At 43.8% G+C, this 25,185-nt stretch carries 42 protein-coding genes and 1 tRNA gene; 31 read left to right on the top strand and 12 right to left on the bottom strand.

The genetic code is table 11. The features are described 5' to 3' along the window. Positions 1 to 62: 62 nt before the first annotated feature. The 9 genes from CTH_RS11470 to CTH_RS11430 form a co-directional block, all read right to left on the bottom strand. Positions 63 to 761 carry a hypothetical protein gene (locus CTH_RS11470; protein WP_078664733.1) on the bottom strand — a complete coding sequence of 233 codons (699 nt, stop codon included), beginning with the start codon at positions 759 to 761 and terminating at the stop codon, positions 63 to 65. A 143-nt stretch (positions 762 to 904) separates the two neighbouring features. Then, positions 905 to 986: transfer RNA gene (locus tag CTH_RS11465), tRNA-Val, on the bottom strand. A 7-nt stretch (positions 987 to 993) separates the two neighbouring features. Beyond that, the gene (locus tag CTH_RS11460) at positions 994 to 2,157 is read right to left on the bottom strand and encodes a tyrosine-type recombinase/integrase (protein WP_107753993.1); all 1,164 of its coding nucleotides are present in this window, start codon (positions 2,155 to 2,157) and stop codon (positions 994 to 996) included. Positions 2,158 to 2,267: 110 nt separating this feature from the next. After that, positions 2,268 to 2,459: a hypothetical protein gene (locus tag CTH_RS11455; protein ID WP_107753991.1), complete on the bottom strand. Its 192-nt coding sequence runs from the start codon at positions 2,457 to 2,459 to the stop codon at positions 2,268 to 2,270. Continuing rightward, positions 2,452 to 3,648 carry an SDH family Clp fold serine proteinase gene (locus tag CTH_RS11450; protein WP_318262825.1) on the bottom strand — a complete coding sequence of 399 codons (1,197 nt, stop codon included), beginning with the start codon at positions 3,646 to 3,648 and terminating at the stop codon, positions 2,452 to 2,454. The genes CTH_RS11455 and CTH_RS11450 overlap by 8 nt, the downstream gene beginning before the upstream one ends. A 55-nt stretch (positions 3,649 to 3,703) precedes the next feature. Then, a complete protein-coding gene (locus CTH_RS11445) occupies positions 3,704 to 4,189 on the bottom strand; it encodes an ImmA/IrrE family metallo-endopeptidase (RefSeq protein ID WP_107753986.1) in 486 nt (161 codons plus the stop codon). Between the two features lie 231 nt (positions 4,190 to 4,420). Next, positions 4,421 to 4,894, bottom strand: coding sequence for a DUF3800 domain-containing protein (locus CTH_RS11440; RefSeq protein WP_107753984.1), 474 nt, complete (start codon positions 4,892 to 4,894; stop codon positions 4,421 to 4,423). Positions 4,895 to 4,932: 38 nt separating this feature from the next. After that, positions 4,933 to 5,274 carry a DUF3800 domain-containing protein gene (locus CTH_RS11435; RefSeq protein WP_159073884.1) on the bottom strand — a complete coding sequence of 114 codons (342 nt, stop codon included), beginning with the start codon at positions 5,272 to 5,274 and terminating at the stop codon, positions 4,933 to 4,935. Between the two features lie 4 nt (positions 5,275 to 5,278). Then, positions 5,279 to 5,707 carry a helix-turn-helix domain-containing protein gene (locus CTH_RS11430; RefSeq protein ID WP_159073883.1) on the bottom strand — a complete coding sequence of 143 codons (429 nt, stop codon included), beginning with the start codon at positions 5,705 to 5,707 and terminating at the stop codon, positions 5,279 to 5,281. 150 nt (positions 5,708 to 5,857) lie between these two features. On the opposite strand from CTH_RS11430, the gene CTH_RS11425 reads away from it, so the two are divergent. Further along, entirely contained in the window at positions 5,858 to 6,085 is a 228-nt protein-coding gene (locus tag CTH_RS11425) for a helix-turn-helix transcriptional regulator (RefSeq protein WP_078665668.1), read from the top strand. A 65-nt stretch (positions 6,086 to 6,150) separates the two neighbouring features. After that, positions 6,151 to 6,291 carry a hypothetical protein gene (locus CTH_RS14195; RefSeq protein WP_159073882.1) on the top strand — a complete coding sequence of 47 codons (141 nt, stop codon included), beginning with the start codon at positions 6,151 to 6,153 and terminating at the stop codon, positions 6,289 to 6,291. A 5-nt stretch (positions 6,292 to 6,296) separates the two neighbouring features. Here CTH_RS14195 and CTH_RS11420 read toward each other — a convergent pair whose 3' ends face one another. The 3 genes from CTH_RS11420 to CTH_RS11410 form a co-directional block, all read right to left on the bottom strand. Continuing rightward, positions 6,297 to 6,494 carry a hypothetical protein gene (locus CTH_RS11420; protein ID WP_107753978.1) on the bottom strand — a complete coding sequence of 66 codons (198 nt, stop codon included), beginning with the start codon at positions 6,492 to 6,494 and terminating at the stop codon, positions 6,297 to 6,299. Between the two features lie 116 nt (positions 6,495 to 6,610). Next, positions 6,611 to 6,922, bottom strand: a complete 312-nt coding sequence (locus tag CTH_RS11415) for a hypothetical protein (protein ID WP_107753976.1) — start codon at positions 6,920 to 6,922, stop codon at positions 6,611 to 6,613. Positions 6,923 to 6,924: 2 nt separating this feature from the next. Further along, entirely contained in the window at positions 6,925 to 7,230 is a 306-nt protein-coding gene (locus tag CTH_RS11410; protein WP_107753974.1) for a helix-turn-helix domain-containing protein, read from the bottom strand. A gap of 138 nt (positions 7,231 to 7,368) precedes the next feature. Between CTH_RS11410 and CTH_RS11405 the strand changes: the two genes are divergently transcribed. From CTH_RS11405 to CTH_RS11270, 29 genes are all read left to right on the top strand, one after another. Next, on the top strand, positions 7,369 to 7,590 hold the full coding sequence (locus CTH_RS11405) for a helix-turn-helix domain-containing protein (protein ID WP_107753972.1): 222 nt from the start codon (positions 7,369 to 7,371) through the stop codon (positions 7,588 to 7,590). A 154-nt stretch (positions 7,591 to 7,744) separates the two neighbouring features. Continuing rightward, positions 7,745 to 8,101, top strand: a complete 357-nt coding sequence (locus tag CTH_RS11400) for a hypothetical protein (RefSeq protein ID WP_107753970.1) — start codon at positions 7,745 to 7,747, stop codon at positions 8,099 to 8,101. A gap of 76 nt (positions 8,102 to 8,177) precedes the next feature. Next, positions 8,178 to 8,708 (top strand): helix-turn-helix domain-containing protein, encoded by a 531-nt coding sequence (locus CTH_RS11395; RefSeq protein ID WP_107753968.1) that lies wholly within the window; start codon positions 8,178 to 8,180, stop codon positions 8,706 to 8,708. A gap of 13 nt (positions 8,709 to 8,721) precedes the next feature. Beyond that, the gene (locus CTH_RS11390) at positions 8,722 to 8,949 is read left to right on the top strand and encodes a hypothetical protein (RefSeq protein WP_107753966.1); all 228 of its coding nucleotides are present in this window, start codon (positions 8,722 to 8,724) and stop codon (positions 8,947 to 8,949) included. After that, positions 8,918 to 9,082, top strand: a complete 165-nt coding sequence (locus CTH_RS14190; RefSeq protein ID WP_159073881.1) for a DUF6011 domain-containing protein — start codon at positions 8,918 to 8,920, stop codon at positions 9,080 to 9,082. Before CTH_RS11390 ends, CTH_RS14190 begins: the two co-directional genes overlap by 32 nt. Position 9,083: 1 nt before the next feature. After that, complete coding sequence (locus tag CTH_RS11385) at positions 9,084 to 9,371, top strand: hypothetical protein (protein ID WP_107753965.1); 288 nt, start codon at positions 9,084 to 9,086, stop codon at positions 9,369 to 9,371. 106 nt (positions 9,372 to 9,477) lie between these two features. Next, the gene (locus CTH_RS11380; protein ID WP_107753962.1) at positions 9,478 to 9,987 is read left to right on the top strand and encodes a helix-turn-helix domain-containing protein; all 510 of its coding nucleotides are present in this window, start codon (positions 9,478 to 9,480) and stop codon (positions 9,985 to 9,987) included. Beyond that, a complete protein-coding gene (gene bet / locus CTH_RS11375) occupies positions 9,980 to 10,834 on the top strand; it encodes a phage recombination protein Bet (RefSeq protein WP_107753960.1) in 855 nt (284 codons plus the stop codon). Before CTH_RS11380 ends, bet begins: the two co-directional genes overlap by 8 nt. A 253-nt stretch (positions 10,835 to 11,087) precedes the next feature. Continuing rightward, entirely contained in the window at positions 11,088 to 11,324 is a 237-nt protein-coding gene (locus tag CTH_RS11370) for a hypothetical protein (protein WP_107753959.1), read from the top strand. A gap of 555 nt (positions 11,325 to 11,879) precedes the next feature. Next, entirely contained in the window at positions 11,880 to 13,025 is a 1,146-nt protein-coding gene (locus CTH_RS11360; protein WP_107753954.1) for a DnaD domain-containing protein, read from the top strand. Continuing rightward, positions 13,006 to 14,328: a replicative DNA helicase gene (dnaB, locus tag CTH_RS11355; protein ID WP_107753952.1), complete on the top strand. Its 1,323-nt coding sequence runs from the start codon at positions 13,006 to 13,008 to the stop codon at positions 14,326 to 14,328. The genes CTH_RS11360 and dnaB overlap by 20 nt, the downstream gene beginning before the upstream one ends. A 177-nt stretch (positions 14,329 to 14,505) precedes the next feature. Continuing rightward, positions 14,506 to 14,904: a single-stranded DNA-binding protein gene (locus tag CTH_RS11345; RefSeq protein ID WP_107753948.1), complete on the top strand. Its 399-nt coding sequence runs from the start codon at positions 14,506 to 14,508 to the stop codon at positions 14,902 to 14,904. Between the two features lie 61 nt (positions 14,905 to 14,965). Then, the gene (locus CTH_RS11340) at positions 14,966 to 15,475 is read left to right on the top strand and encodes a hypothetical protein (protein ID WP_159073880.1); all 510 of its coding nucleotides are present in this window, start codon (positions 14,966 to 14,968) and stop codon (positions 15,473 to 15,475) included. A gap of 18 nt (positions 15,476 to 15,493) precedes the next feature. Beyond that, the gene (locus CTH_RS11335) at positions 15,494 to 15,817 is read left to right on the top strand and encodes a hypothetical protein (RefSeq protein WP_107753944.1); all 324 of its coding nucleotides are present in this window, start codon (positions 15,494 to 15,496) and stop codon (positions 15,815 to 15,817) included. Positions 15,818 to 15,922: 105 nt separating this feature from the next. After that, positions 15,923 to 16,309, top strand: a complete 387-nt coding sequence (locus tag CTH_RS11330) for a RusA family crossover junction endodeoxyribonuclease (protein WP_107753942.1) — start codon at positions 15,923 to 15,925, stop codon at positions 16,307 to 16,309. Further along, positions 16,300 to 16,446 carry a hypothetical protein gene (locus CTH_RS14185; RefSeq protein WP_159073879.1) on the top strand — a complete coding sequence of 49 codons (147 nt, stop codon included), beginning with the start codon at positions 16,300 to 16,302 and terminating at the stop codon, positions 16,444 to 16,446. Before CTH_RS11330 ends, CTH_RS14185 begins: the two co-directional genes overlap by 10 nt. Beyond that, complete coding sequence (locus CTH_RS11325; protein WP_159073878.1) at positions 16,427 to 17,125, top strand: hypothetical protein; 699 nt, start codon at positions 16,427 to 16,429, stop codon at positions 17,123 to 17,125. The genes CTH_RS14185 and CTH_RS11325 overlap by 20 nt, the downstream gene beginning before the upstream one ends. 18 nt (positions 17,126 to 17,143) lie before the next feature. Beyond that, positions 17,144 to 17,605 (top strand): hypothetical protein, encoded by a 462-nt coding sequence (locus CTH_RS11320; RefSeq protein WP_159073877.1) that lies wholly within the window; start codon positions 17,144 to 17,146, stop codon positions 17,603 to 17,605. Positions 17,606 to 17,811: 206 nt separating this feature from the next. Then, positions 17,812 to 18,096, top strand: a complete 285-nt coding sequence (locus CTH_RS11315) for a hypothetical protein (RefSeq protein ID WP_078665689.1) — start codon at positions 17,812 to 17,814, stop codon at positions 18,094 to 18,096. A 12-nt stretch (positions 18,097 to 18,108) separates the two neighbouring features. Next, positions 18,109 to 18,324, top strand: coding sequence for a hypothetical protein (locus tag CTH_RS11310; RefSeq protein ID WP_078665690.1), 216 nt, complete (start codon positions 18,109 to 18,111; stop codon positions 18,322 to 18,324). A 6-nt stretch (positions 18,325 to 18,330) separates the two neighbouring features. Beyond that, a complete protein-coding gene (locus CTH_RS14180; protein ID WP_159071965.1) occupies positions 18,331 to 18,477 on the top strand; it encodes a hypothetical protein in 147 nt (48 codons plus the stop codon). 35 nt (positions 18,478 to 18,512) lie between these two features. Next, positions 18,513 to 18,713, top strand: coding sequence for a hypothetical protein (locus CTH_RS11305; RefSeq protein WP_078665691.1), 201 nt, complete (start codon positions 18,513 to 18,515; stop codon positions 18,711 to 18,713). A 62-nt stretch (positions 18,714 to 18,775) separates the two neighbouring features. After that, positions 18,776 to 19,222 carry a terminase small subunit gene (locus CTH_RS11300; protein ID WP_107753937.1) on the top strand — a complete coding sequence of 149 codons (447 nt, stop codon included), beginning with the start codon at positions 18,776 to 18,778 and terminating at the stop codon, positions 19,220 to 19,222. Beyond that, positions 19,203 to 20,471, top strand: a complete 1,269-nt coding sequence (locus tag CTH_RS11295; RefSeq protein WP_107753935.1) for a PBSX family phage terminase large subunit — start codon at positions 19,203 to 19,205, stop codon at positions 20,469 to 20,471. The genes CTH_RS11300 and CTH_RS11295 overlap by 20 nt, the downstream gene beginning before the upstream one ends. Then, the gene (locus tag CTH_RS11290; protein ID WP_107753933.1) at positions 20,471 to 21,910 is read left to right on the top strand and encodes a phage portal protein; all 1,440 of its coding nucleotides are present in this window, start codon (positions 20,471 to 20,473) and stop codon (positions 21,908 to 21,910) included. The genes CTH_RS11295 and CTH_RS11290 overlap by 1 nt, the downstream gene beginning before the upstream one ends. Next, complete coding sequence (locus CTH_RS11285; protein WP_078665695.1) at positions 21,910 to 23,331, top strand: phage minor capsid protein; 1,422 nt, start codon at positions 21,910 to 21,912, stop codon at positions 23,329 to 23,331. The genes CTH_RS11290 and CTH_RS11285 overlap by 1 nt, the downstream gene beginning before the upstream one ends. 5 nt (positions 23,332 to 23,336) lie before the next feature. Beyond that, positions 23,337 to 23,513 (top strand): DUF4926 domain-containing protein, encoded by a 177-nt coding sequence (locus tag CTH_RS11280; protein ID WP_107753931.1) that lies wholly within the window; start codon positions 23,337 to 23,339, stop codon positions 23,511 to 23,513. Positions 23,514 to 23,611: 98 nt separating this feature from the next. Then, the gene (locus tag CTH_RS11275; protein WP_107753929.1) at positions 23,612 to 24,196 is read left to right on the top strand and encodes a capsid assembly scaffolding protein Gp46 family protein; all 585 of its coding nucleotides are present in this window, start codon (positions 23,612 to 23,614) and stop codon (positions 24,194 to 24,196) included. Positions 24,197 to 24,217: 21 nt separating this feature from the next. Continuing rightward, a complete protein-coding gene (locus CTH_RS11270) occupies positions 24,218 to 25,171 on the top strand; it encodes a major capsid protein (protein WP_078665698.1) in 954 nt (317 codons plus the stop codon). The last annotated feature ends 14 nt before the right edge of the window (positions 25,172 to 25,185 follow it).

Genomic DNA, 25,185 nt, shown 5'->3' with positions numbered 1-25,185 from the left:
ATACTCACGCTGGCGCAAGGTGTACCATTGGGACAACTTTGTTTTAAAGCTCAAAATTAATCCTAACAAATCAGAGCATCTACTTGTTCGGCAAGGGTGAAAGAGGTTTTCCAGACCCTTGCAGGTAGATCCTGTTTTTGTACCGGTAACTTAAAAGTCCGGACCAGTTTTTCAAATTTTTGATCCAGCCAGGGTGGTGTCCAGGCGCCCGAACGACAAATATGAATGGCTGAGAGCGGGAGCGGTGATGGAAGAAGAAAGGGGCTGGTGTAACCTATGGGGAAAGTACGATTTTGTTCGCTAAACCAGCCCGGGTCTTCTAAGGTGTGGGGGCTGTAAACAATGGTTGCCCGCTTAATAATTTTTTCCTGCAATAACTTCCCCAGCCAGTTGGCGCAATTGACTTCATAATCCAGGGAAGCCAGCCCGCCATATCCTAAATCGGCATGGGTATCAAAAAGGATCACATACTCGATATCCATTTCTCTGGCCAGTTCGTAAGAATACTTATGGGAATCGGTCACAAGCAAGAGTGCATCAGGGGAATAAGAAAAATATTTTTGCAGATAGCAGGGAAAAAGATAATAGAAAGGGATAACGTCCACAGTTTTGCTTAAATCCTCGCCCTGGCGTTTGGCTACCAGATACCGCTTATACCAGAGTTGATTCTGGTTGCGGACGCTTTCCCGCAAGGATACCTGCCATTCCGGCCGGGCAGGCACAAAAAAATCCCAGTCAATACTTAAAAGAATTCCAGCCATAGCTATCACCTTTCAAGTATTAAAAGGGATTAATTGTCTATTTTCATTATACTGTGACTGCACAGAAAAATAAATAGCAGTACTACGAAACAAAAAACCGCTAATCAGGTTAGAACCTGAACTAGCGGTTTTCATCGTACTTATGGTGGGCGATACAGGACTTGAACCTGTGACCTCTTGCATGTCAAGCAAGAGTAATTAAACTTTTATTATACCTAAAAACCCAGTATTATCAATGTTTTGCGGTGGTGCCGGTGGTGCCGTTTGACTCTTTTGGTGCCCAAATGGTGCCCTGAGTAAAAAGCTCATCTAACTTTTCAACTGCAGATTTTTTTACGTCTTGAGTAACGTGAGAATAAATGTCAGCAGTGGTAGCAATCTTGGAGTGCCCGAGTATCTCCTGGACTACTTTTATGTTTTCCCCTTTTTCAAGTAACATGGTTGCAAATGTATGTCTCAGAGCATGCAATGTCACTCCGGATATGCCCGCTTTTTTACAAAGTGTATCAAATTTTCTCTGGAGATTTCTTGGTGAAACCACGGTGCCTTTACTGGTGCAAAAAACTGGCATGGTAGGTCCATACAGTCCTTCGGTGATCATCTTATTTTTGTGCATTACAAGTGCATCCTTGACTGTGCTTGGTAAAGGAATTGTTCTTGCAGATTTATCAGTTTTCGTTTCCTGATAAATCAAGCCTTCCCTAGTCCTTACCAATCCTTTCCGGATGTGTACTAAACCATTTTCCAGATCTATATCCTCCCAACAAAGGCCTAACAGTTCCCCGCGCCTCATACCAGTGCCGAGTAGAAGCAAGAATGCAGGGCCAAGTCGTTCTCCAGGCAATAATCTTAAAAACTTATCCATATCATCTGATGATAGAACATTAATTTCTTTGCGTTTTATCTTGGGCAAAGTAACAGCTTGGCTTACGTCATGAATTAGCAATTTGTTCTTTATCGCCTGGCTCAATGCCCCGTGAATAACTTTGTGAATGTGGTGGATAGTTTGGGGAGATTTACCTTCTTTGAGCTTATCATTGTAAAGCTTTTGGAGGTGATCAGTACGCAACTCATGGAGATACAAAGCTCCTAGCGCTGGCTTTATATGACAACGTGCCATTGTTTCATATAGTTCCCAGGTAGTAGGGCGAAGATTGTTCTTTTTATAGTTATAGAGCCAGTTATCAATCCATTCGGCAATAGTCATTTTGGTTGGCTCAACAAACGTTCCCTGCTTTAGTTCCATCAGCATCTGAGCCATCATTTCTTCCGCATCTGCCTTGCGGCCATTAAAGTAGCGGGTAATTCTCTTTCTTTTGCCCGTTGCCGGGTCCCTTCCAGCCTCGACGACAATCTTCCATCTCCCTTTCCCTGCTGGTTCAATATGTCCTGCCATTATCAATCCCCCTTTGTTTATCCTTATGATGATCCTGCAAGATGCGTTTTGACAAATGTTCGATGAAAACTGAAATAAAAAAGCGGTTTAAACCGCTTTTTTAAATTTAATTAACGATTATTTATACTGTGGTAATAAATTACATCTTCTATGGGATCTTGTCTTAGATAGTTCAATCGAGCATATTGGTGTTGTAACATATTTTCATCTATCTTTGCATATTTCCCTTCTTTAGTTCTTTTTAAAAAGGTAATTAAAACTTCCAATTCAGGTTGTTCTTGGTTTTTAATCATATTATTCATAATCGACCCCCCTTTTTGGTTTAAGTATTATTTTTTTCCCTACTTGCATTTCAATCTCATTCCTCATACCTGAGAGATCTATTTCGTAATTACAACTACATCTTATTTTATCATTTCTGGGGTAAGGAAGGAATCCTTTTGACAAAAAATCATTATCTATTTTTGGATCGTCAATAAATTTCATATACAGCGTATAATTTTTACCGCATTGTGGACAATTTATTCTAGCTTCAATAACTTCAGGTGGAGAAGCAGGGGGGAGGGTATTAGGTTGTTTAATTGGCGCAGCATGTTTAAACAGCTTTGTATCTTGAGTGGCATAAATTTTATAAGCAGTTGTTGAAGTAAAAATTAATCGACAAACAGTTTGTATTCGATAAACTAGTTCAGCTAATCGAGGGTTATCATCAATTTGATTTATTTTAAGTCCAATATAATGTAAATCTTGTATTTTAATCGAACGGCCGTGTAATCTCCATTTAGCGTGATTGCACAAAGTTTCTGCTATCTGTTTAGCGCGATTTTGTTTCATCTCCTCGGTTACAGAAATACCTCTTTCTTCGGTTATATTCCAATTTTTGAATTTGTATTCAGTTAACCATTGAATAACTAAATCTTGAGCATATTTATAGGCGTGTTCAATCCCTTCTAATTCCCCAGGAGTAATTTGGGCAATCATAATCGCATCAAATGGATTTAGTGTCTCATTTTTTTCTGCTTCTTCTCTTTTTTTCTTTACCCATTCTAAGTAATCATAAGCAGATACAATTGAACGCCCCAAAGGCACTTGGGCATCAATTGGACCTAAACTGCCAGTTTCAGTCATAAATATTTCATGCCCTGATAAAGCCATAATAGTGCCTGCGCTTTTAGCTTCTCCAGAAATAACAAATGAGATGTGAGAAAAATTATTATGTAAAAACCTAACAATTTCTTCTGCTGCTTCACCGCTACCGCCTGGTGTTTCGAGGTAAAAGTCTAAATTACTAAGTCCTTTTTTAGGATTTAACATGTCAAAAATTGTATAATAATCTTCTTGGTCTAATTGATTTTCACGTAATCTTTTTTCATTAGCAGTTGAAAATACAAATAAATAAGTATTTCGTTCTTTATTGTATTTATGGATAAGTTTTTGTAGTTCTACTTCAAGTTCATATGCACTGTAACCTTTTTCAATGTATTCGTTCATGTAACTCAAACATAATACCCCCTTTAGAATTGAAATTAAATTTCTACTGCCATTTTTAAAAACTATATTGCTTTATCTCTTTTTTAAGATAACCCCCTTCCCTTTGTTTATATAAAAACCAAATTCTTGCCAACTCAATAGGAACTTTCTTTCGCTTGGCGTATTCATCAATACTTTCCCCATAGGAGGGCCTGTCTTCTGCAAGGAGTAGCTCAGCCGCAAATTGGTTGGCCTGGTATTCGTATTTACTATTACTAAAGAATGTCTTATTAATTACGAAAAAATATCCAACTCCTGGGGGGTGCAAATGAAAGTGGCCTAATTCATGAGCAACAACGACGCGCTGCATTTCTTCAGATAGTTGGCTATTGAGTCCGATGATCTTGCAACCAAACAAGTTAATAATCAGCCCTTTGATTTTCCTGAATGGGAATCGAATAATAGTAAAACCGAGGTATTCCGCAATGGCAAACGGATCCCTGGTCCCGTACCGATCAGCGAGGTTTTCGACGGTAGTCTTGATGTACTTCTTACTTGTCATGCTGCCACCGCCTTGTCGTGATGTGTCAAAATATGTCGAAATGCCATTATAAGCGAAAAACTACTACCCTTGAAGGGTAGCAGTTTTGATTGGCAGAAAGAAGATAGTTTATTCAATGATTTTTGTTGACAATAAGCCATTGATTGAATATAATGAAATCACAACGGGAATATAATTCTTAGGGGTCGTTTTCACGGCCGCCCGCCCTTGGCTTAAGCCATGAGGCGGTTTTTAATTTTTAGGGAAGATTTTAAGGCCTTTACCGTTGTACTCTGGATAACCATAGAATTTGCTTTCAATGGATTGATAGGCTCTATCTTTTTCTTTTGAGATGCAATATTTATGAATTGGGTAAGAAGTTAAATCTGCGATTTCTAAACCAAAATAGGTTCTTTTTTCTGACTTGTCCCATTTCGGGTTAAAGTATACACCTTTTATATTGGCTAAATCTGAACTTTCTACAAACTTAGTACCATTTTTTAAGATTTCACAAATCCGTTTTAATAAATTTTTATCTTCATTCTTACCTCTTGATTCAAGAACTATTAAACCAGATTTATTTATTGGTTTTAGAAAAAATTTTCCAAATCGTTCTATAATAAATTCCAAACACAAGGCATATGGATGCTTTGGGTTTATATAAGTACACAAATGAGAGAGCTTATTAATATGTGAAGAAAAAATCACATAATCTAGGCTTGTCATAAAAGCTGTAAGATCCGCAATAAAATCGCAATAATTTATTACTTCAGCAGAAAAAGTCCTCTTTTATTTCTAATTTCCGAAGAATGAAAACATACACGTTTATAGGTATCTTGTTTATTATAATAAAACAACCCATTTTCCCAATATTTATTTTTTAATGAAATAATCGCGTTTCTCACTTCAGGAAAATTACTGCGTGCTAAAACACAACCAGTAACAGTAAAAAAATTTTCCAAGTCTGAAGAAGAGTGATTAATGTTATTTTTTAACTTTCTCATTAGATATTTAAGGTTGTGAGAACCATTTTCATCTACAAACATGATATAATCAATTTCTTCTGGCCAATCATCAATAATAGTTGGTCGATCATACCATGCCAAGATTCTATACACCTCTCCCTTTTTTCTTCCTTATTGTCTTCCAGGCTACCTTCAGGAACTCGATTATATCCTGCTTATCTTCTTCATCCAGAGGTTCACCGTTGAACATAACATTCGATTCAAGCAGTATCTTTTCAAGGTCCAAATCTGAAGGCGGGCACTCCTCAATCGCTTCCATTTCATCGGGGCAATGGTTGGGGTCGGTTTTTATATCGGCCGCTTCCAGTAATTCATTTATTGGCACGCCAAGTCCTTTAGATATTTTTTTAAGGGTATCGATTGTTGGTGAAACTGGCTTGTTTGTTCTAGGGTCTTTGCCTTTCTCCAAACTGTCGAGGTATGAATGGCTTATATCACACATCCGAGCGCATTCGCGCAGAGAAAGCCCTCGCTCTTTTCTTTTGTTTCTTATGTATTCTCCTAATTTATCCATAAAATCACTCCATGTACATTTTAACATGAATGTAAGACATACCATACGTAAATTGTAATTTTTTTTGTAAAACATACTTGACAGCCTAAATTAATGTATGTTATGCTTTACATGTAAGGAATGCAGAACGAATGAGAGGGGGTGTAGTTGATGAGGAATTTAATTGCCTTAAAGCGAAAGGCGCTTGGCATGACGCAAGAGGAATTGGCGAGCATATTAAAAATAAGCAGACCATATTTGTCCGATCTGGAAAACGGGAAATATAATGTTAGCGGGAAACTTATGCTAAAGATAGCAAATGCCCTTGGCTGTAAAGTAGAGGAAATTTTTTTTGACGATACTGTCAATCATGCAGAACAAAAGCCCAAGGCGGGGTAGGAGGTGTAGCAATCCTCTTAAACGAGTCAAGGTTTTCGGCGACACAGGGTAGGAGGTGAGGGTGAGTGAGGAATAGCTGGTTTGAAGAAGTTTTAATAAGCCAAATCCAATTACTTATTGAATGGAACAAGAAGTTAGTTGACCCCGAGCAAGTCCGTAAAAATATTGAAACTATTGTTTTGGCATTAAGGCTTTTAAATGAATAAACAGGTTATTTTAAATCGCCAGGACGAGGTCTATTTTCTTTTTCAAGCTTACTGACTGTGTTAAAGATAGTCGCGTATATTTTACCTATTTCTTCTGCGAGTTTAGTATTGAAATCCATTGAATTATCGACATTGGGTAATACAAAATTCTTTGAGTTAATAATCGCTAATGTAAGTTCCTTGGTAATTTCAAAGCTTTTCAATTGGCAACACTCTCCTTGGGACTTGTCGGGGCATTAAAGATTTTCGAGTTAAACGAGTCAAGGTTTTTGGCGACTTTTAAGCCGGCTTGTCCCGCCTATGGCAATCCTTGTTAAATTCATTTTGCATCAAGGCGAACGAGTTTTCTCTCATGCTGGGCGATTTTGCTCACAATATAGGACAAGTCGGTTTGAATAGCATCCAGGCGTTCATCAAGATGTTCTTGCAGATGGGCAATTTGGTCACCGCGCATAGAGTAACCATCGAATAGGGCGGTAATCTTTTCCCCATATTCATTTTCAATGCGAGCAATAGAATGTTGCATTGCAGCCAGTTGTTGAGAGTGCTGCTGTTGGGTGTTCTTGATATCCGTAAGTTCCTGGGTAATTTGTGCAACGTAATCAAGCAGCATGTCTATCTTCTTTTCCATAATCATTCTCCTTTCAGACTTTTGAGGAAAGCAGTCAATAGCTGTCTTTGCTCAGGAGTTAAGGATTCGGCCTCCTGGAGTAACTGCCGCAGATCCGGAGGCATGTCCGGAGTTTCTTCGGAAAAGAATTCGGCGAAAGAAAGACCAAATCCAGAAATGATGCGTTCCAGAACTTCAAAAGTAGGTTGTCTTTTACCAGACTCTATTTCGCTAATACTTGACTGTGCAACACCTGAACGGCGGGCAAGTTCATTCATGCTTAATTCATATTGGTCCCTAAGTTTTTTGATATGCTTTCCAATATCCATAAAACAGGTGCTCCTTTGTAAATATCTTTATTCAGATTGTACCACAAATTTTTTTACAGAAACTATCTGATAACAGATTGACAAATAATCTATATGCAGATAAAATAGTAATCAGGATACAGAAAGGAGGGATGCCAAATGCATGGTTTAGCCACCAAATTACGTAGGCTGCGAAAAGGCAGGGGATGGAGCCAAAAACAATTGGCAGATATAGCGCAAATTCCGCAGTCTACAATTAGTGAAATCGAATCAGGCAAAAGAATAAATCCTGGGGTTAAGACAATAGAAGCGATTGCCTCAGCCTTAGGCGTCTCAGTAACGGAGCTCATTGAGGACGGCCCAAAGGATAAATCGGCGTGAAGGAGGTGAGGGAGAGTGAAAAGGAAGCCCCAGGAATTCACGGTAACCGTAGTTTCTGTTGACCAGGATGAAAGCTGTATTAGGCAAGCTATACGATTTGTAATCCAATCCATGAAGGAAAAAATGAACGCAAGCACAGATAGGAGGGATAAGCATGAAGGATGTAAAGGTGTTGCTGATTGAGCAGATCAGGATGGCTAATCAAAAGGAGTTGCTGGCTGACATAGTAGCTCGGGGGCCAGAGTCGTTGTGGAGAAATGAGAGCTGGCCAGTGAGGATCGAAAGAATGGGTGATGGGTTTATCGTAAGCGGGCGCGGGACCAGGCTGGATGTGTACCTTGCGGAGACTCATAAAGGCTACCTGGTATCGGTGCCGAATTTCAGCCGGTGTGGAATTGTAAGGGCAGATTGCAGTCCCGGGGACATCATGGAATACGTGGAAATAGACAACCCGGTCGATGCGACGACATTGGCCACTGCGGTCAGGTACCTGATAAAGTACATCATCTAAGAGTAAGCGCCGGAAGCGAGGCCGGCAATTGAGGAGGGATACAATTACATTTTATCCCAGGGAGGAGGTGAGGGGAATGTACATGCAAGCACGGGAAGCGGCAGGATTGACGCAAAAAGAAGCTGCAGAGAGGTTGCATATCGGCATTAGGACATTGCGGGCTTACGAATTAGGGGACGTAGTGCCTAATCCGGAAATAGTTTTGGGGATGGCCCGGTTTTATCGACAGCCGGAGCTGACAATGAGATATTGCCGCAGAGTATGCGCTATAGGACGGGCCTACAGTTATGAGGTGCTGGATGCGGTAAATACTGACCTGGCACATGTAGTTTTAAAGCTGTCCGAAGAATTGGAAGAGGCCCGGGAAGTAATGGCCAAGGCTTTGCGGCTAGTGGTAAACAAAAAGAAACGTGACGATTTCCAGGACAAAGAATGGCAGGAGTTCCGGAAAGTAGTTCAAGAGTTTCTGGACGTTGAACACTCAATAGAGGTTCTCAAACTGGCCCTGGGCCGCATGGTGGACGTTGCAGAGCTCGTGGATGCCCACAATAAAAAATGCCGCGAACGCGGCTATGTAAAAGAAAAAGCGGCACTGGCCGCGTACTGAGGAAGTGATTCTCATGGACATTGATATTGTCCGCATTGCGATCATGACCGGGACAAGCTGGACTCTGCCGATACCTCAACGCACTTGCGCAGAGGCCGTGGCAGAGGAATATCGCAAAGAGTACAATCGGGTCCAGATCAGAACCATTTACTATCAGCAAAAACCATACTATGTAATTGAGTTTGGTGGACCAAAGGAGGAGGACAGCAATGAAATGCGGGGCTTGCGGGCGTACGCTTAAGGACGAAAAATCAATCAAGCTGGGCTATGGCAAAACCTGCTACAAAAAGCTGCTCAAGGGTGAAGCGAAAAAGCAGGATCAGGAAGAGAGTTTGCTGGATTTTGTAGCTGAGCTGGTAGGTTGGAGGGGATAGCATGGAGTTTGCAATACATGAATTGCCGGTCGAGATTGATCGGTTGCGGCAGATGATCCAGGAACTTGAGTTGCAGAAAAAGCAGCACGAGGAAAGACTGAAAAATTGGATGCGTGAAAATAGCCTTGAAAAGGCTGAACTGTCCGGATATATTTGCACGATATACCGGCAGGTGAGAAAGGACCTTGACAAAGATGAGCTGGGGAAAGTAATTGATTTAACTCCTTTTATCCGCGAACGGGTAATCGAAGGCTTTAAACTTACCAGAAAAAAAGAAAAAGCCGACTAGAAAGCACGGCTTAAGAAAATACCTCAACTTAATTATATCAGAATCAACAGAGAGGCACAAGGGGCCATACAGAGGGCTAACTGTCTGGAAGAAAGGGGCAAAGCAAATGACAAGAAAGGAATACAAACTTGCTTGGCAGCGTAAAAAGCGCAGGGAATTTAAAGAAAAGCATGGTTATTCATTAAGCAGGCATTATGATAATCAAGGCCTAAGAGATGCGGTTTTGCAGAGGGATAATTATCGTTGTGTTGAGTGTGGAATGACAGCAGAAGAACACTTAAAGAAGTGGGGCAGACCAATCACAATTCACCACAAAAACAAAAATCATAAGGATAACCGATTAGAAAATATGGAAACTCTTTGTTTGTCCTGTCATGGCAGAAAAGATATATCCCCGCACTTAATTGAGCCAAAAGTCCCGAATTACAAGAAAGAAATTATATGGTTAAGAGCTTTTGGCTTTACTATTGAAGACATTGCAGATTATTTTAATTTTTCTGCTGCGGCGGTTTGGAAGTGGCTAAAAAGATGGGAGCCGGAAGTAGAAGCAATGCGGTTAATGATGCCTGAAGCAATTAAAAGATTGGAACATAAGGCGGTGATAAACAATGAATGATAAATCAAAAGCTTTAGCTGTTATCGAATATGAAACTGATGCTGGTGCGATAAAACTTTCACCTGAGACGGTCAAGAGGTATTTAGTAAACGGCGAAGCAGATAAAATAACGGACCAGGAAGTAATGATGTTTTTAGCGCTTTGTAAGTATCAAAAGCTTAATCCTTTCCTTAGAGAAGCATATTTAATTAAATACGGTAATGAACCAGCCACGATTGTTACCGGAAAAGAAACCTTTACAAAACGAGCTGCCAAAAACGAGCTATGCACCGGCTGGCAAGCAGGAATAATCGTTCAAAAGAAAGACGGAAATATAGACTATCGGAAAGGGACACTGGTATTACCCAATGAAGAACTTGTCGGTGGTTGGGCAAGAGTGAGCCGAAAAGATTGGAAGGAACCATTAGAGATAACGGTCTCACTAAAAGAATACGAACGCAGAAAAAAAGATGGGACACCAATGCGGAACTGGAAAGAGATGCCAGCTACAATGATTAGGAAGGTTGCCCTGGTGCAAGCTTTAAGGGAAGCATTCCCAGAAACATTCCAGGGAATGTATTCGCCGGAGGAAATGCCGATTGATGACTCGCAACTGCCGACTAAAACGATAGACGTTGATCATGTCGAGCAAAACAGCAGGGTAGCAACTGACCAGTCCGGCAAAATTACAACCCAGCAGGCCAAGAGGATGTTTGCCATAGCTAAAGGGGAGCAAGAGATTGTAAGGCAGGTCCTCAACGAGTTTGGCTACCAGGGTAGCTCTGAGGTGGACAAGGTTAACTACGACAAGATTTGCGCCAGGATCGAGGCACTGGTGGCGGAGAAGGGTGATAACAATGAGGTGTAAATGCGGAAAAGACATGAACAAAGAATACGAAGAAGTAGAATATATGGGCATTATATATACCCTGCCAATATCCTGGTATTCTTGCAAGGCATGTGGTCGGACGTACTCACCGGACGAGGAAGCGTGGACAAAGCCGAGGGTCGAACGATGCACTAAGGGCGCAAAGGCTGTGTTTGATGTAAACGAACCGCTACCGTTTTAATGTAAAACCGGCGGGCTAGTCCCGCCGGTCCTTAAAAAGGGAGGGATTAAAATGCATCCACTACTGGCAATAGCCAAGCAGCGCAAAAAGGTTGAGCGCCTGATTAACAAATACGGGACCATCCAGCACCCAGAAGTACTGGCAGCGAATGCGGCCCTGGATGTAATGGTTAACACTTACATGCTGACCGCTTATGCGAAAGGGGATGCCACACTGGCCCAGATTAGACAGGCGGCTAGGGAACTGGGGGAAGAAAAGCCATGCGGAAACGGAAAAAGTATCGCTTAAATTTAGTCGCAATTTTGGTCATAGTCTCCCTGATACTAAGTTTACTCAACTTTTATTCGGATTATGCATCGAGTTCGGAAAAAAGTTATACGACCTACGTAGTAGCGCCTGGGGATACGCTCTACGGAATTTCAAAACGATTTTATCCTCACCAAAGGGACATTAGGGATGGAGTAGATCTCATCTGTGAGGCTAATAAAAAGGACGGGAAACCGTTGGAGCCGATGATCTTCCCTGGGCAAATATTAAAGATACCTCTTGGTGATGAAAATTGAGCAGGCGAAGAAAAAGTCGGCCGTCAAGCTATATGTTTACAGGGAGCAGCTGGTTGCAATGGCCAGTTGCTCCTGAACCGGCAAAATCAAAAGAAGTGAGTCCGGAGCTTAATCTAAGAATACCCTGCAACAAAAGGGTGGCCTGCCAGTGTCTGCGATGCAGCAACTTCAACGAAGGATATTGCCAGGCTTTATCCGCCGTTTGTGATCACGATGACTGTTGTCGGAGAAAAGTAGTAGCCACAACTAACTGCAGTATATTTAGGGGAGAGTGAAAAGGATGGCGCGCAAAAGATTTATTACCAGTGAAATGAGTACGGACGAAAAACTTGCATCTATAGCTGAAATTAACCCTACAGCCGCTCTTATGTGGCCCTGGTTTATAACCGCTTTTGATGACTGGGGACGCATGAGTGCAAACCCAGTTGAGGTAAAACTGACTCTGTTTCCCGCCTTTCCTTTCACCTCCAGGGAAATAGCACAAGCCATTCAGTTGTATGATGAGTATGGTATAGCACATAAATACGAGGTTGACGGCAAGCCCTACCTGGCTATCAATCCCAATGTTTGGTTTAAGTATCAAACATACATAACAGCCGATCGCAAGAAGAAACAAGCATCAAAGTATCCTGCATCACCTAACCCGCCCTGGGAAAAACAGATTGCAGATAATCAGCAACAATCTGCGATAGTTGCAAACAATCAGCAAAAATCTGCAAACATTGCAGATAATCTGCAACAAACCCAGCAACAACCCACTAATATTGCAGATAATCTGCAACAAACAGCGACTCATGACCCACTTTTTGCAGATAATCTGCAACAATTGCAAAAAATTGTACCTTCACCTTCTCTTTCACTATCTCTTTCTAGTAATACAAATATAAATAATATACCACCAGCACCAGCTAATACAGAAAGTATAGATCTAGATAATACTGTGTTGATAGAAGAAACAGCTGCTGGTGGTGCTGGTGCTGAAAAGGTTACGGAAAAAGCCAAGCTGAAGCAAGGCATGCAGACGATTTCGGAGATGCTGGCCAATGCAGGCATATTAAACCCGTCGCCATTTGCAGTTAAAAAACTGTATTTGTGGCTTGATGAACAGGGCTGGGATCTTGACATGCTCAAGGTGGCCCTGGAAGAAATGGCTATGACAAATACCAGAAATCTGAAGTATGTCGAAGGTGTCTTTACGCGCTGGGCGAATGAAGGCTTTAAGTCAGTTGCGGACGTGGAAGCCGACCGGCAAAGGTTTGCCTTGATCAAGACACCAAAAAAAACAAATAGCAAGTCAAGCCAGGTAAGCCAAAGTGAGCCTCCGCCAAAACAAAAGACTGAACAGGACGTCTACAACGAAAATCTTATGGCCCAGATGAAAAAGATCTGGAAGGAGGCTGGAGTAATTGCGGCAGACTCTTCCTAGCAACATCGACGCTGAGCAGTCTGTGCTGGGTGCAATGATATTGGCTGAAGAGGCCATCCTGGAAGTACAGCCATTGCTTGCTAAGAAAGACTTTTACAATGCTGCCCATGGCGAGATCTATGAGGCCATAATTACACTGCATGAAGCCAGGATCCCGGTAGATCTAGTAACACTGGGGGAAGAGCTGACCAAGAACGGCAAGTTAGAAAGAGTTGGTGGATTTGCTTACCTTGCCACATTAACAAATCAACTGCCTTCAGTTGCAAATGCTCGGTATTACGCTGAGATAGTTCGAGAAAAATCCATAGCACGTCAGTTAATCAGGCTGTCAGACATAGTAAAAGCCAAGGCAATATCATCGGACTACGAAGACATCAATGAGCTGATTCATGAGGCAGAGCGGGATATCTTCGGGCTTTCTGTAAGCGTTAAAAACACGAGTGGCTTGACCAGCGCCTGGGAAGTAACTCACCGGGCCATGGATGATATTTTGGAGCGAAAACCCAGGAATGGTGTTACTGGATTACCCACAGGTTTTTATGATCTCGATGCAATGACTGCAGGGCTGCACCCGAATCAGCTCATAGTTGTGGCAGCCAGACCAGCAATGGGGAAAACCAGCTTTGCTGTTCAAATAGCTATCAACAATGCTTTAAAACCGAAAAAACGAGTAGCATTCTTTTCTCTTGAAACCAGCAAAGAAAAGATAGTCGAGAAGATGATTGTAAACATAGCTAAGGTTGATGCTCAGGCAGTGCGCCTGGGGCTCCTGGATGAAACTGCAAACAAAAAAATCATTGATGCAGCAGGTCTGGTATCGCAATCAGGCTTAATGCTGGATGATACACCTGATATTTCTGTCCCGGAAATACTGAGCAGGTGTCGTAAGGCCAAATTAGAGCAAGGCTTGGATTTGGTGATCATCGACTACATTCAGCTAATCAAGCCTACTGGCAAGGGGAGAGAGACCAGGGAACGTGAAGTAAGTGAGATTACACGTGGCCTCAAACTTATGGCCATGGAATTAAAAACACCGGTGCTCGCATTGTCGCAGCTCAGTAGAGCTGTCGAACACACTCAGGATAAAAGACCGAGTCTCAGCCACTTGCGGGAATCAGGAGCTATTGAACAGGATGCCGACGTTGTTTTGTTCCTGTACCGACCGGAGTATTATTTCCCTGATACTAACAAAAAAGGCATTGCGGAGATAATCGTGGCTAAGCAGCGGGAAGGACCTGTTGGGACCGTAGAAGTCAAATTCGATAAGTATTGCACCAGGTTTTATAACCTGGAGAAGGGGTGATAGGGGTGGAGCATATTAGTTCGATCCTGAAGGCAGTTTTGCTTTGTGCCTTTGCAAAAAGCAAGTTAAAGGTGCGATGTCTGCGAGGAGCCAGAAATCTAAGCATGGAAAATCCCGTATGCCAGGAATGTCTTTTGCGTGTAGAAAAATATTTGGGCGAATATGAGGAGGCGGCAAATGCTTAACAGAATCATTCTCATCGGCCGCCTAACCAGGGACCCGGAGCTAAGATATACAAATACCGGCAAGGCGGTGGCCAGATTTACGCTGGCTATTGATCGCCCGTTTAAGAACCAGGCCGGAGAGCGGGAAGCAGATTTCATCAACGTTGTGGTCTGGGGCCAAATGGCTGAAAACTGCAGCAAGTACCTCAGCAAAGGTAAACTGGCAGCGGTGGATGGCCGCCTGGAAACCCGCTCCTTTGAGGGGAAGGACGGGAACCGGAGACAAATTACCGAAGTAGTTGCAGAAAATGTGCGCTTCTTAAGTCCGAGAAGCCAGCCCGAGCCAGGCTATAATGACGGCCTGGATGATTTGCCAGATCCAGCCGTAGAAGCAGGAGACCTGCCGTTTTAATTCAAGGTGCCTGCCAAGTCCTCGGCAAAGCTCCCCTTTGCAGTGGCAAGAGAAAGGGTAAATGTTGGCCTGGCCGACCAACAGCCTTAACAAGGCCCTGCCAGTAGGAGTGACCTGGTGTAGCACAAGCCAGGGCGGCTGTTCGAACCAGCACGGGGCCTCCAAAATAGCCTTACAGGAGGCGGTGAGCATGCAAATATATTTTGGGCGCGGCGCAATGTATGCAGAGCTTGATGAACATGATGAGCTATTAAAAGTACCAGTCGAACTGGGTGACAGGTTGCTATATCCGGGAGACTATGTATGCAAACTGGGGCATAAGAAGCGCGCCAGTTTTGAGATGAAGCCGGGCTTTTACTTGAAATATATTGGCATGGTCAAAAAAACTTTGCTTTTCGGCACTAATGCAGGTGATACCGAGAATATGTTTTATGCGTTCTTTTACATCAACAAAAATAAACTTTTGGTTCAAGGGACAAAAAATGGTTTCTGGGATATAGACGTAGAGAAACTTGAAGTTTATAAAGATGTGCCTCAAAAAGAGTTATTGAAGCAATTAAGTTTATTCTAAAAATCGGAGGTGGAACTAATGGCCAAGAAATCGCCTTGGTCTAATGGGGATAGTAAGCCAAATAAGGATAGGATAGCAAAGGAACATAAAAGCAAGCTCAGGAAATTCAACGACCTGTTTGCCAATCCATTGAGGGTTGTTGACATAAAGCTAGGTGTACTGGTTAGCCGCGAACCGGCCCCTGCGTATTTCCGCAGCTATACTCCTGAAGAATGGGAGCTGGTGGAACGAATCAGACGGCTTGAAGAAGAAAAAATACAACTGCAAATTAAACAAGCTTGGGAAGAGAGGAAGGCCAGGTTAGGTTATGGCCAGAAAGTGAAGCAGAGGAGGGCGGGATAGTGACCAAATTAGGCCTAGTAATTGCATACATAATTGGAGTAGTAGTGCTGCTACTGCCTGTACTGGCGATGGAATTACAAATACGGAGGTTAAGAAAGATTCAGGATGAGCTACGAAAAAGAGATTTTTGAATTCGAGGTCCCCGGGCGGCCAGTGCCGGCGGTCCGGATGACGCAAAGAGGGAAATTTGTAAAGCAAAGAGCACAGCAATACATAGCTTACAAAGAACTGGTCACCTGGTATGCAATAAAAGCTGGCATTAAGCGCATAAATGGACCAGTAGCGGTAGAGATAATTATCTACCTTGCAGACAAAAAAACTGGCGACTGGGACAATTACGGAAAAGCTATAACAGATGCGCTAAACAAAGTGGCTTACAAGGACGACCGCCAAATAGTGGACGGCAGAGTAATCAAGCGGCTCTGCGATAAAGGCGAGGAACGGGCAGTAGTTCGGATATGGAAGGTTGAGGAGGTGGAACGATGTGGCTAACAGCATTGGGCTTGCCAATGGCATTTATGATGGGTTGGATATTAGCAACAATCCGAATGGACAAAAAAGCCCAGGAACAATGCCTGGAATGTATCGCTATGAGGGGTATTGCCCGTTTTGCGGAGGAAGAGAACTAAAGGATTACCCGGACTTGGATTTGAGGTGTTGCCTGGATTGCCGGAGGGTGGTTTAAGAATGGACAACCTTTTTCCCTGCAAAAGGTATTTTATGGACGTGGAACATTACAGGCGGACCGGGGAGATAATTCCTGTGACGGAACCGGAGGAAATTCCGCCGGTACCGCTGGCCGAGCTGATTGAGGCGGAGAACGAAAAACTGAATAGGGGGGCTGGTGCTGTGGCGCAGGATTACAGGCCTATAATGGGAGTTTTCAAGAACATTGAGGACCTGATTGCAGCAATACATAAAGCTGGAAATCCGCATCGTTTGGCCCAGGAGATAAACAAAACTTATACTGCAGTGATATACCACCTGAGAAATAATGGCTATGATTGGGACCGGGAGCAGGGGAAAGTAGTGCCGAAGGCTGAGAAAAAGGGCCAGCAGCTTGATGAGGTCATGCCTGCACCTGTACCTGTAGAAACTCCAGAAAAACAGAAAATGGAGGAGAAAGTCATGGAAACAGAAAAGAGTTGCGCTTGTAAAGAAAAGGATCCAGCTTGGGCTGCTGAGATTAGAGTGCCAGGCAAACCTGCAATGAAGTTAACCTTTAAGGGGTTGGCGGCAATTACAGAATTACTTGAGGTGCTTGCTAGGTCCAGTGAAAAGCCAGAGGTGACAATCAGAGCAAGCTAGATGAAAGGGGTGGGAGAGTTGAAGCTGAAGCGGGCAACATACAGGCATATTGAGGCGGAGATTTTTGCTTATAAGGAAACACTTAAGGCGATAGAAGAACTGCGGAGAGATATTATTCTGGCAGGGAAACAGGAGGAATTGGCCGTAAGTGGCGGGGGTTATGTTGGAAGTATTGTAGAACGCAGGGCTACCCGGTTAGCAGACTCTATCCTGCTGAAAGAGATGGAGCGTATAACCAGGGCAATAACTGATGTTTACTCCCGAACAAAAGAAGAAGCACGCCGGGTAATATGGGTGAAGTATGGACTTGCGATAGACTGGCAACCGCCTGAGGAACTTGTGGCCAAGATGAAAGGGCGGAACCGATTTGATATGTCAGTAAGGGAAATGGCAGACATGATTCCCATAGCAGAAAGCACTTTCTATGCTTACCGAACTGGTTTTGTCTATGGAGTTGCTGAGCGACTGGGCTGGTATTAGCTTAGAGTTTTTTCGGAGCCTGAAAGGGGTACAAATAATTTATAATTAAACTAGCGAAGCGAAGCCGCCGCAAGGGCGGCAGCCTGCATGTCCTGTCATTCTTTTCTGCCCCCTTTCCTGGACCGGTCTCATTAGAGGCCGGTCTATTATTTAGAGTAAAAAAGGGTGCTGGTTTTGTTTTATTTAAGACTTATTGAGGTGATAACATGAAATTGCCAAACAAAATCAAAATCGGGGGATTATACCTGGATGTAATCCTGGATGATAGACTAGCTGCTTCTAATGACAGATTTGGAGAATGTGATCATATAAAGGGGAGAATAGTCATTGATGGGGTGCAGCCGGATGATCACAAAGAAGTAACGTTGTTGCATGAGATAATCGAAAAGATAAACTTGGAATACGAATTAGGTCTTGACCACAGGCAGATAACGGCTTTGGCAAGCTGTTTATACCAGGTACTTAAAGATAATGGCCTGGCGTTTGCCTGAGGAGGGTAAGCAGTGAACCCAGCTGAAATTTTAGAAACAGCAGTACTTAACCTTGCAACTGGCGAGGTTTTATATTTCATGCTTCCTCCATGCGAAGCAGTAAAGGCTGCATATTTATACAGCATTGGAGATAAAAACACTTGGGACTATGCCAAGCGGAACGTTGTGATACACTGCGGGCGATATGTTGTCAGTTGCGGCGATTGGACGGCTCGAGTTAAGGAGTGATCGATTTTGGATCCGGCAGAAATTCTGGAAACAGCAAAACAATTACCGGCCATAATTGCCGAAAAGATGGAGGGCGTACCACCGGCAGTAATACTCAAGACCATAGCAGAGGAAATGCAGAAACTTGTTGAAACAATGCAGGAATTAACATAAATCCACCGAATGCTTAAAAGCAGGAGGTGGGGAAAATGACAGAAAAAGAAAAGATAATAAATTATCTTAAAAGCGTAGGAGAAGCAAAAACTATTCAGCAAATTTCAAAAGATACAGGAATTAAACAAATAGTAATTTTATCAATCTTAAATGAACTTCCAAGAGATATTATTGCAATCGAAGTTGAGCCGCTTAACGGAAACAATACCTCTGTAAAGTACAGATATAAAAATTAACCTACAATTAGAGCCTTCGGGCTCTTTTTTCATGTCCAAAAATGTGAGGCAGGTGAGGTGATGTGAAACTTACGGAAAAACAGAAAGCGTTTTGTGATTATTACATTGAGATGCTAAATGCTACTGAAAGTTATAAAAGAGCAGGTTATAAGGTTAAAAGTGAAGATGCCGCTAATGCGGCTGCAAGTAGAATGTTAAGAAATGTTAAGGTTCGCAAATACATCGAGGAAAGAATGAAGCAAAAGGAATCCGAGCGTATTGCCTCCCAGGACGAAGTGTTAGAATTCCTCACTCGAGTTATGCGCGGTCAAGAAACCGAAGAAGTAGTTGGCTTTACTGAAAGTGGCCCGGTTAAAGAAAAGAAAGCACCAAGCACAAAGGATCGGGTAAAAGCAGCGGAGCTTTTAGGAAAAAGATATGCACTGTTTACCGAAAAGGTCAACGTTAGCGGCAACATGGGCGTCGTAATTGTTGATGACATCAAGGCAGATGATAGCGATGAAGATTAAGCTTAGCGATTTGATAGCGCCGTCGTTTTACGAAGTACATCAAGACATAAAGAACAACCGCTACACTCATTACTGGTTAAAAGGTGGCCGTGGCTCGACTAAATCGTCCTTCGTTAGTTTGGAAATAATCCTTGGTCTTATGAAGGACCCTGACGCCAATGCAGTGGCCCTGCGAAAGGTCAAAGAAACAATCAAAGATAGCGTATTCGAGCAATTAGTTTGGGCAATCGAGAAGCTAAAAGTTACTGAGTATTGGGATATTAAACATAACCCGATGGAATTAACTTATCTCCCGACAGGGCAAAAGATTTTATTCCGCGGGGCTGATAAGCCGAAAAAAATCAAATCAATCAAGGTTAGTCGTGGATATGTGAAGTTTATTTGGTATGAAGAAGTAGACGAATTCAATGGCATAGAAGAAATCCGGGTAATAAACCAGTCCTTAATGAGGGGCGGGCAACAGTTTTGTGTTTTTTATACCTATAACCCGCCAAATTCAGTACGGAGCTGGGTAAATGAAGAAGTTTTAATTGAAAGAGCAGACAGAAAGATACATCATAGCACGTATTTGACTGTTCCTCGTGAATGGCTTGGGGAACAGTTTTTTATTGAAGCAGAGCATTTAAGACGGATTAACGAGAAAGCTTACCGGCATGAGTATTTAGGGGAAGTTACCGGAACTGGTGGGGAAATATTCAGTAACATCACAATTCGAAAAATTACCGATGACGAAATAAAAGCATTTGACCGCATCCGCCGGGGGATTGACTGGGGTTATGCGATAGATCCCGTTCACTATACAGTTTGCCATTATGATCGCACTCGCAGGCGGCTTTTTATTTTTTATGAGATTCACCAAGTTGGATTATCAAATCGACGCTTGGCTGAATTAATCAAGGAGGAAAACAAATTGAATTCTCTAATTACCGCTGATAATGCAGAGCCAAAATCAATTGCAGAGTTAAAGAGTTATGGATTGAAAGTATATGGTGCCAAGAAAGGTCCAGGAAGCGTCGAATTTGGTATTAAGTTTTTGCAGGATTTAGAAGAGATAGTGGTAGACCCGGAAAGATGCCCGAATACAGCCAGGGAGTTTTTGAATTACGAGTTAGAAAAAGATAACAACGGCAATTTCAAAGCCGATTTCCCCGATAAAAACAACCATAGCATTGATGCTGTTAGATATGCGTTAGAAAATGACATGGTTGAACGAAATAGAACGGTGGTAGATAAACCAAAAGGTTGGTGATGACTTTGCTTACAAGTTTAGATTTCCTGGCGATTGGCCAGAAATGGCCGCCTCCGACGGAATTAGAAAGATTGACCTTATACGATAACAACCGCAAGCTTTTTGAGGGTAAACATGACCAGGTATATACCCAGTGGATTAAACTGCTCCGCCAGGACCAGGCAGCGACGCTGGAGATTATTCTGAACTGGCACAAGCGGCTTAGCATGCTGTGGGCAGACTTACTCTTAGGAGAGCCGCCGAGAATTAGCGCAGGCGATAGAAACAGCTCTGAACAGCAAAACCTTGAGCGGATTATAAAAGAAAACCAGCTTTTTAATGTGTCCTACGAGGTAGTTTTGGACACAAGCCGTTTTGGGACCGGCCTTTACAAAATTCGCTACGATGGGCGGGCGATAATCGATGCCCAGCAGCCGGCAGTATGGTTTCCAGTAGTGAAGCCGGACAATGTAAAAGAGATAGTTGCTCACGTCCTGGCTTATGTGGTAGAGGAAACGGTTTCGACCTTGCTGGGGACTAAAAAACAGCAGTATTTAATAACCGAAATCCACGAAAAAGGAAAAATCACTACCAGAAGATATGCGCTTAAAGACGGGGTAATAGCCGGGTTGCTGGAAGAGGAAGAAGTTACAACCGGAGTAGACGATTTCTTGATAGTGCCCACAAACAATATTCTAACCTCAGACCGGGTAACCGGCATGGACGACTACTCCGACCTGGACAGCATTATTCAGGAGTTGGAGATAAGGGTAGCACAAATAAGCCGCATCCTGGACAAGCATGCCGACCCAAATATGTACGGCCCAGATACGGCGCTGGAGAAAGACCCGCAGACGGGGCAGTTGACGTTCAGAGGTGGCGGTAAATACTTCCCGGTAGGACCTGACGAGAAACCGCCGGGATACGTCACCTGGGATGGCCAGCTTGAAGCGGCATTCAGGCAAATTGATCTGCTGATGGAGCAACTCTATATTTTGAGCGAAACCAGCGCAGCGGCATTTGGCCAGCTTAAAAGCGGGCTTGCCGAAAGTGGGAGCGCACTACGTCGGCTGATGATGGCTCCACTCGCTAAAGTTAATCGAATCCGGATGCGTTTTGATCCGGCACTGAAAAAAGTCCTGCGACTTGCCAGCGAACTTGAAGTAGCCCAGGGCAAGCCGGGAGCGGTTAAATTGGAGAATATCGAGATAACGTGGAATGACGGCTTACCGCAGGATGATAAAGAGCAAGCGGAAATTCATTCCATACTGGTACAAAACGGGCTGGAAAGCCGGGAAACTGCAATACGGCGACTATTCCAGTTTGAAGCAGACACTTTGAGAGAAGAACTTATGCGGATAGCTGCTGAGGCAAACACACAGGTGCCGCTGATATTTAAACCGGCGATACCACAAACAAAACCGATAACGCCTGAAACTAGTACAGGCGGTGAAGAATAATGCCGCAGTTGGATGAAGAAAAGCTGATCCAGCAACTGATACAGCTTTATCGCTGGGGATTTGAAGAGATTTTGCGCCGGATAATTGAAAAAGAGGCCAAAAAGCAAGCGGTGAGGTATTGGCGAGACCTGCTTAAGGAAGTATACGAGATACTGCAGCAACTTGATACCGAAACAAAGGAATGGGTTGAGCAGGTAGTTGGTCAGGTATATACAAAGGCCAGTGCGGAAACAAGGACGTATCTGCAAGGTTTAGATATCGTAACTAAAGTTGATCCAAACTTTACCCAGATCCACCAGCGGGCCATAAATGCAATAGCTTCCAGTATGATCATGAGTATGCACGACTCCTTTCAGTTCATAGGCCGGCGGATTGACGATGAATTCAGACGCATTGCACTTGAGGAAGCTGGCCGTAAAATGGCCAGCGGGACTACGATTGATGACATGAAACAGAGGTTGATCCAGCGGCTGCTCGACCAGGGGCAAACAGCTTTCGTGGATAAGCTGGGGAGAAAGTGGCGGTTAGATAGCTATGCTGAGATGGTGGCCAGAACGACTACCAGGGAAGCGGCCAGCGCGGCCACGATAAACACCTGCCGGGAAGCGGGACTTGATTTGGTGAAGATAACGACGCATTATCCGACCTGCGAAAAATGTGCTCCGCTCCAGGGTAAGGTATTTAGTATCTCCGGCCAAGATAAACGTTATCCAAAGCTTGAAGATAGATATAGACCGCCAATTCATCCGAATTGTCGGCATTCCTTACATCCTTATGTGAGAGAGCTGGATCCGGAAGCAGATAAGGTACAAAAATACAGCAATACTTCGCTTATCAAAGACCCACGAAGCGAAGAAGAAAAGCAAGCTTACAAAGAAATGCGGGATGCGGTGACAATCGCTACTAACCGGAAAAGGGCAAGAGAAGTGCTTTATAACGAGGTCGCACCGCTGGAAGATAAATTGAAAGCGGCCCGACAGTTGCAACGGTCATACGAGAAGGCTGGGCAAAAGCCCAGAGGCCAGGATGCTGCAATTTTGAAGCATTATCAGGACTGGCTTAAAGAAAATGCCAGGTTCGGTATAATAACGCCAGAAAACGCCCATATTCCTGAGAATAAACTACTTGGTTACGCGCTAAATATGGAACATGCCAAGGGCGGGCGTGACAAGGCTATAGCATTTGAGAAAGCGCTGGGGTATAATAAAATTAACTATCGGCAGTTAATAGAGGATGTAAAAGCAAATTTATCCAAATACCCTGCGGTCTATAAGGGCAAAACGAAGTATGGCGACAAGTATGAGGTAAGGATGGAACTAACAGGCCCGAATGGCAAGACAGCACCAGTTGTTACAGGTTGGCTTATCGAAAAAGAGACTGGGAGACCAAGATTAACAACCATCTATGTTGATAAGAGGTGATGAAAATGATTGTGGAGGAACACGATGTAGTTTTACTGAAAGATGGCAGAGAAGGTACTGTCGTTTACGTTGGGAAAGATCCTCTCGGATACCTGGTTGAGTTCCCGGAAGACGAGGGTGAAGTTGAGGAGATTTCTCCTGACCAGATAGAGAGGGTAACATGGAGAATAAAAGAGCAGTGAAAACCACCCAAGCTAAAATGCAAGGGTGGTTTTGTTATGCCTAAACTACGGCAACGTGCGCCGGTTAAGCACGGAAATTAGAAGGAGGTAGTTTTTTTATGGATGATTTCAACAATACCAATATCAATCCTGCTGACGCCGGGCAGGACGCACAGAACAATCAACAGGCGGAACCTAAAACCTTTACGCAGGAGGACATCGAGCGAATCATCGCCGAGCGCCTCAAGCGGGAGAGAGAAAAATACAAAGACTACGCCGAACTTAAAAAAGCGGCTGAGGAATTGCAGAAACTCAAGGAAGCCCAGATGACGGAGCAGGAAAAGCTGCAGGCCAAGCTCCAGGAATATGAGCGGATCCTGCAAGAAAAAGAGCGAGAGGCCAAAGAAGCGCAAATACAGGCAACCAAGGTAAAGGTATTGACCAAACTGGGCTTGCCACTGGACCTGGCCGGGAGAATTTTTGGCGAGGATGAACAGGCGATTAGGCGGGATGCAGAGACGCTCAAGAAACTCCTGGGCATAGCTTCAAAGCCTATTGGCGGAGGAACCAATCCTACAACAACCAGCAGCGGGATGCAAAATCCCTGGCACAAAGATACTTTTAACCTTACTTTGCAAGGTAAGATTCTCAGGGAAAATCCTGCTTTGGCTCAAAAACTTATGGCTGAAGCGGGGATAAAGTAACGAAAGGGAGGATGATGAACCGTGACCACCAAAATTGCTGATGTAATTATTCCTGAGGTGTTTAACCCGTATGTAGTGCAAAAAACAATGGAACTGTCCGCAATCTTTGGAAGTGGAATCGTGCAGAGAACTGCTGAATTTGACCGGCTGGCTTCCAGTGGAGCTAAAACTATCAATATGCCCTACTGGACCGACCTTACTGGCGCAGATGAAGTGCTGTCTGATACCGGGGCCTTAACTCCTGGCAAAATCGGTACTGACCAGGATGTTGCAACTATTCTGCGTCGAGGCAAGGCCTGGGGCGCCAACGACCTGGCTGCCAACCTTGCCGGTGATGATCCGATGCGAGTAATCGGCGATCTTGTGGCCAGTTACTGGGCGCGCCGTTACCAGGCCACTTTGATTTCCGTTCTGAAAGGCGTATTCGCTTCGGCCAGCATGAACAGCAATAAGCTGGATATTTCTGGCCTGACCGGCGGGGCGGAGAAGATTTCCGCATCCAGCTTCATCGACGCTGTACAGCTTCTGGGCGACGCCAAAGACCAACTGACCGCTGTGATTATGCACTCCGCTGTTGAGGCAGCCCTGGCGAAGCAGAATTTAATTCAGTACATTCAGCCGTCTACTGCCAGCCCGCAGGTGCCTACCTATATGGGCAAGCGGGTAATTGTTGACGACAGCTGTCCAGCCTCTGCCGGAGTGTACACAACCTATATTTTTGGTGCTGGTGCTATTGCTTACGGCGAAGGCAATCCTGTAGGATTCGTTCCCACAGAGACTGACCGGGACAGCCTGGCCGGCGAGGACTACCTAATTAACCGCCGAACCTTTATTCTGCACCCGCGCGGTGTCAAGTGGGTAGGAACTCCTGCTGGTTCCAGCCCCAGCAATGCCGAACTTGAAACAGGTACCAACTGGCAGCGGGTTTATGAACCCAAAGCAATTCGCATGGTCGCGTTCATTCACAAGATCTAAGCGGGGGCAGGTTA

This window comes from Carboxydocella thermautotrophica (genome assembly GCA_003054495.1).
Classification (GTDB): domain Bacteria; phylum Bacillota.
Note: the sequence above shows the minus strand (reverse complement) of the source record. Positions and strands in the feature narration are given on the sequence as shown.

What these genes read in the sequence shown, in the direction of transcription:
- CTH_RS11470 (WP_078664733.1), bottom strand. Translation starts at nt 761, where the DNA reads ATGGCTGGAATTCTTTTAAGTATTGACTGGGATTTTTTTGTGCCTGCC.
- CTH_RS11460 (WP_107753993.1), bottom strand. Translation starts at nt 2,157, where the DNA reads ATGGCAGGACATATTGAACCAGCAGGGAAAGGGAGATGGAAGATTGTC.
- CTH_RS11455 (WP_107753991.1), bottom strand. Translation starts at nt 2,459, where the DNA reads ATGAATAATATGATTAAAAACCAAGAACAACCTGAATTGGAAGTTTTA.
- CTH_RS11450 (WP_318262825.1), bottom strand. Translation starts at nt 3,648, where the DNA reads ATGAACGAATACATTGAAAAAGGTTACAGTGCATATGAACTTGAAGTA.
- CTH_RS11445 (WP_107753986.1), bottom strand. Translation starts at nt 4,189, where the DNA reads ATGACAAGTAAGAAGTACATCAAGACTACCGTCGAAAACCTCGCTGAT.
- CTH_RS11440 (WP_107753984.1), bottom strand. Translation starts at nt 4,894, where the DNA reads ATGACAAGCCTAGATTATGTGATTTTTTCTTCACATATTAATAAGCTC.
- CTH_RS11430 (WP_159073883.1), bottom strand. Translation starts at nt 5,707, where the DNA reads ATGGATAAATTAGGAGAATACATAAGAAACAAAAGAAAAGAGCGAGGG.
- CTH_RS11425 (WP_078665668.1), top strand. Translation starts at nt 5,858, where the DNA reads ATGAGGAATTTAATTGCCTTAAAGCGAAAGGCGCTTGGCATGACGCAA.
- CTH_RS11415 (WP_107753976.1), bottom strand. Translation starts at nt 6,922, where the DNA reads ATGGAAAAGAAGATAGACATGCTGCTTGATTACGTTGCACAAATTACC.
- CTH_RS11410 (WP_107753974.1), bottom strand. Translation starts at nt 7,230, where the DNA reads ATGGATATTGGAAAGCATATCAAAAAACTTAGGGACCAATATGAATTA.
- CTH_RS11405 (WP_107753972.1), top strand. Translation starts at nt 7,369, where the DNA reads ATGCATGGTTTAGCCACCAAATTACGTAGGCTGCGAAAAGGCAGGGGA.
- CTH_RS11400 (WP_107753970.1), top strand. Translation starts at nt 7,745, where the DNA reads ATGAAGGATGTAAAGGTGTTGCTGATTGAGCAGATCAGGATGGCTAAT.
- CTH_RS11395 (WP_107753968.1), top strand. Translation starts at nt 8,178, where the DNA reads ATGTACATGCAAGCACGGGAAGCGGCAGGATTGACGCAAAAAGAAGCT.
- CTH_RS11390 (WP_107753966.1), top strand. Translation starts at nt 8,722, where the DNA reads ATGGACATTGATATTGTCCGCATTGCGATCATGACCGGGACAAGCTGG.
- CTH_RS14190 (WP_159073881.1), top strand. Translation starts at nt 8,918, where the DNA reads ATGAAATGCGGGGCTTGCGGGCGTACGCTTAAGGACGAAAAATCAATC.
- CTH_RS11385 (WP_107753965.1), top strand. Translation starts at nt 9,084, where the DNA reads ATGGAGTTTGCAATACATGAATTGCCGGTCGAGATTGATCGGTTGCGG.
- CTH_RS11380 (WP_107753962.1), top strand. Translation starts at nt 9,478, where the DNA reads ATGACAAGAAAGGAATACAAACTTGCTTGGCAGCGTAAAAAGCGCAGG.
- bet (WP_107753960.1), top strand. Translation starts at nt 9,980, where the DNA reads ATGAATGATAAATCAAAAGCTTTAGCTGTTATCGAATATGAAACTGAT.
- CTH_RS11370 (WP_107753959.1), top strand. Translation starts at nt 11,088, where the DNA reads ATGCATCCACTACTGGCAATAGCCAAGCAGCGCAAAAAGGTTGAGCGC.
- CTH_RS11360 (WP_107753954.1), top strand. Translation starts at nt 11,880, where the DNA reads ATGGCGCGCAAAAGATTTATTACCAGTGAAATGAGTACGGACGAAAAA.
- CTH_RS11345 (WP_107753948.1), top strand. Translation starts at nt 14,506, where the DNA reads ATGCTTAACAGAATCATTCTCATCGGCCGCCTAACCAGGGACCCGGAG.
- CTH_RS11340 (WP_159073880.1), top strand. Translation starts at nt 14,966, where the DNA reads ATGTTGGCCTGGCCGACCAACAGCCTTAACAAGGCCCTGCCAGTAGGA.
- CTH_RS11335 (WP_107753944.1), top strand. Translation starts at nt 15,494, where the DNA reads ATGGCCAAGAAATCGCCTTGGTCTAATGGGGATAGTAAGCCAAATAAG.
- CTH_RS11330 (WP_107753942.1), top strand. Translation starts at nt 15,923, where the DNA reads ATGAGCTACGAAAAAGAGATTTTTGAATTCGAGGTCCCCGGGCGGCCA.
- CTH_RS14185 (WP_159073879.1), top strand. Translation starts at nt 16,300, where the DNA reads ATGTGGCTAACAGCATTGGGCTTGCCAATGGCATTTATGATGGGTTGG.
- CTH_RS11315 (WP_078665689.1), top strand. Translation starts at nt 17,812, where the DNA reads ATGAAATTGCCAAACAAAATCAAAATCGGGGGATTATACCTGGATGTA.
- CTH_RS11305 (WP_078665691.1), top strand. Translation starts at nt 18,513, where the DNA reads ATGACAGAAAAAGAAAAGATAATAAATTATCTTAAAAGCGTAGGAGAA.
- CTH_RS11295 (WP_107753935.1), top strand. Translation starts at nt 19,203, where the DNA reads ATGATAGCGATGAAGATTAAGCTTAGCGATTTGATAGCGCCGTCGTTT.
- CTH_RS11290 (WP_107753933.1), top strand. Translation starts at nt 20,471, where the DNA reads ATGACTTTGCTTACAAGTTTAGATTTCCTGGCGATTGGCCAGAAATGG.
- CTH_RS11285 (WP_078665695.1), top strand. Translation starts at nt 21,910, where the DNA reads ATGCCGCAGTTGGATGAAGAAAAGCTGATCCAGCAACTGATACAGCTT.
- CTH_RS11280 (WP_107753931.1), top strand. Translation starts at nt 23,337, where the DNA reads ATGATTGTGGAGGAACACGATGTAGTTTTACTGAAAGATGGCAGAGAA.
- CTH_RS11275 (WP_107753929.1), top strand. Translation starts at nt 23,612, where the DNA reads ATGGATGATTTCAACAATACCAATATCAATCCTGCTGACGCCGGGCAG.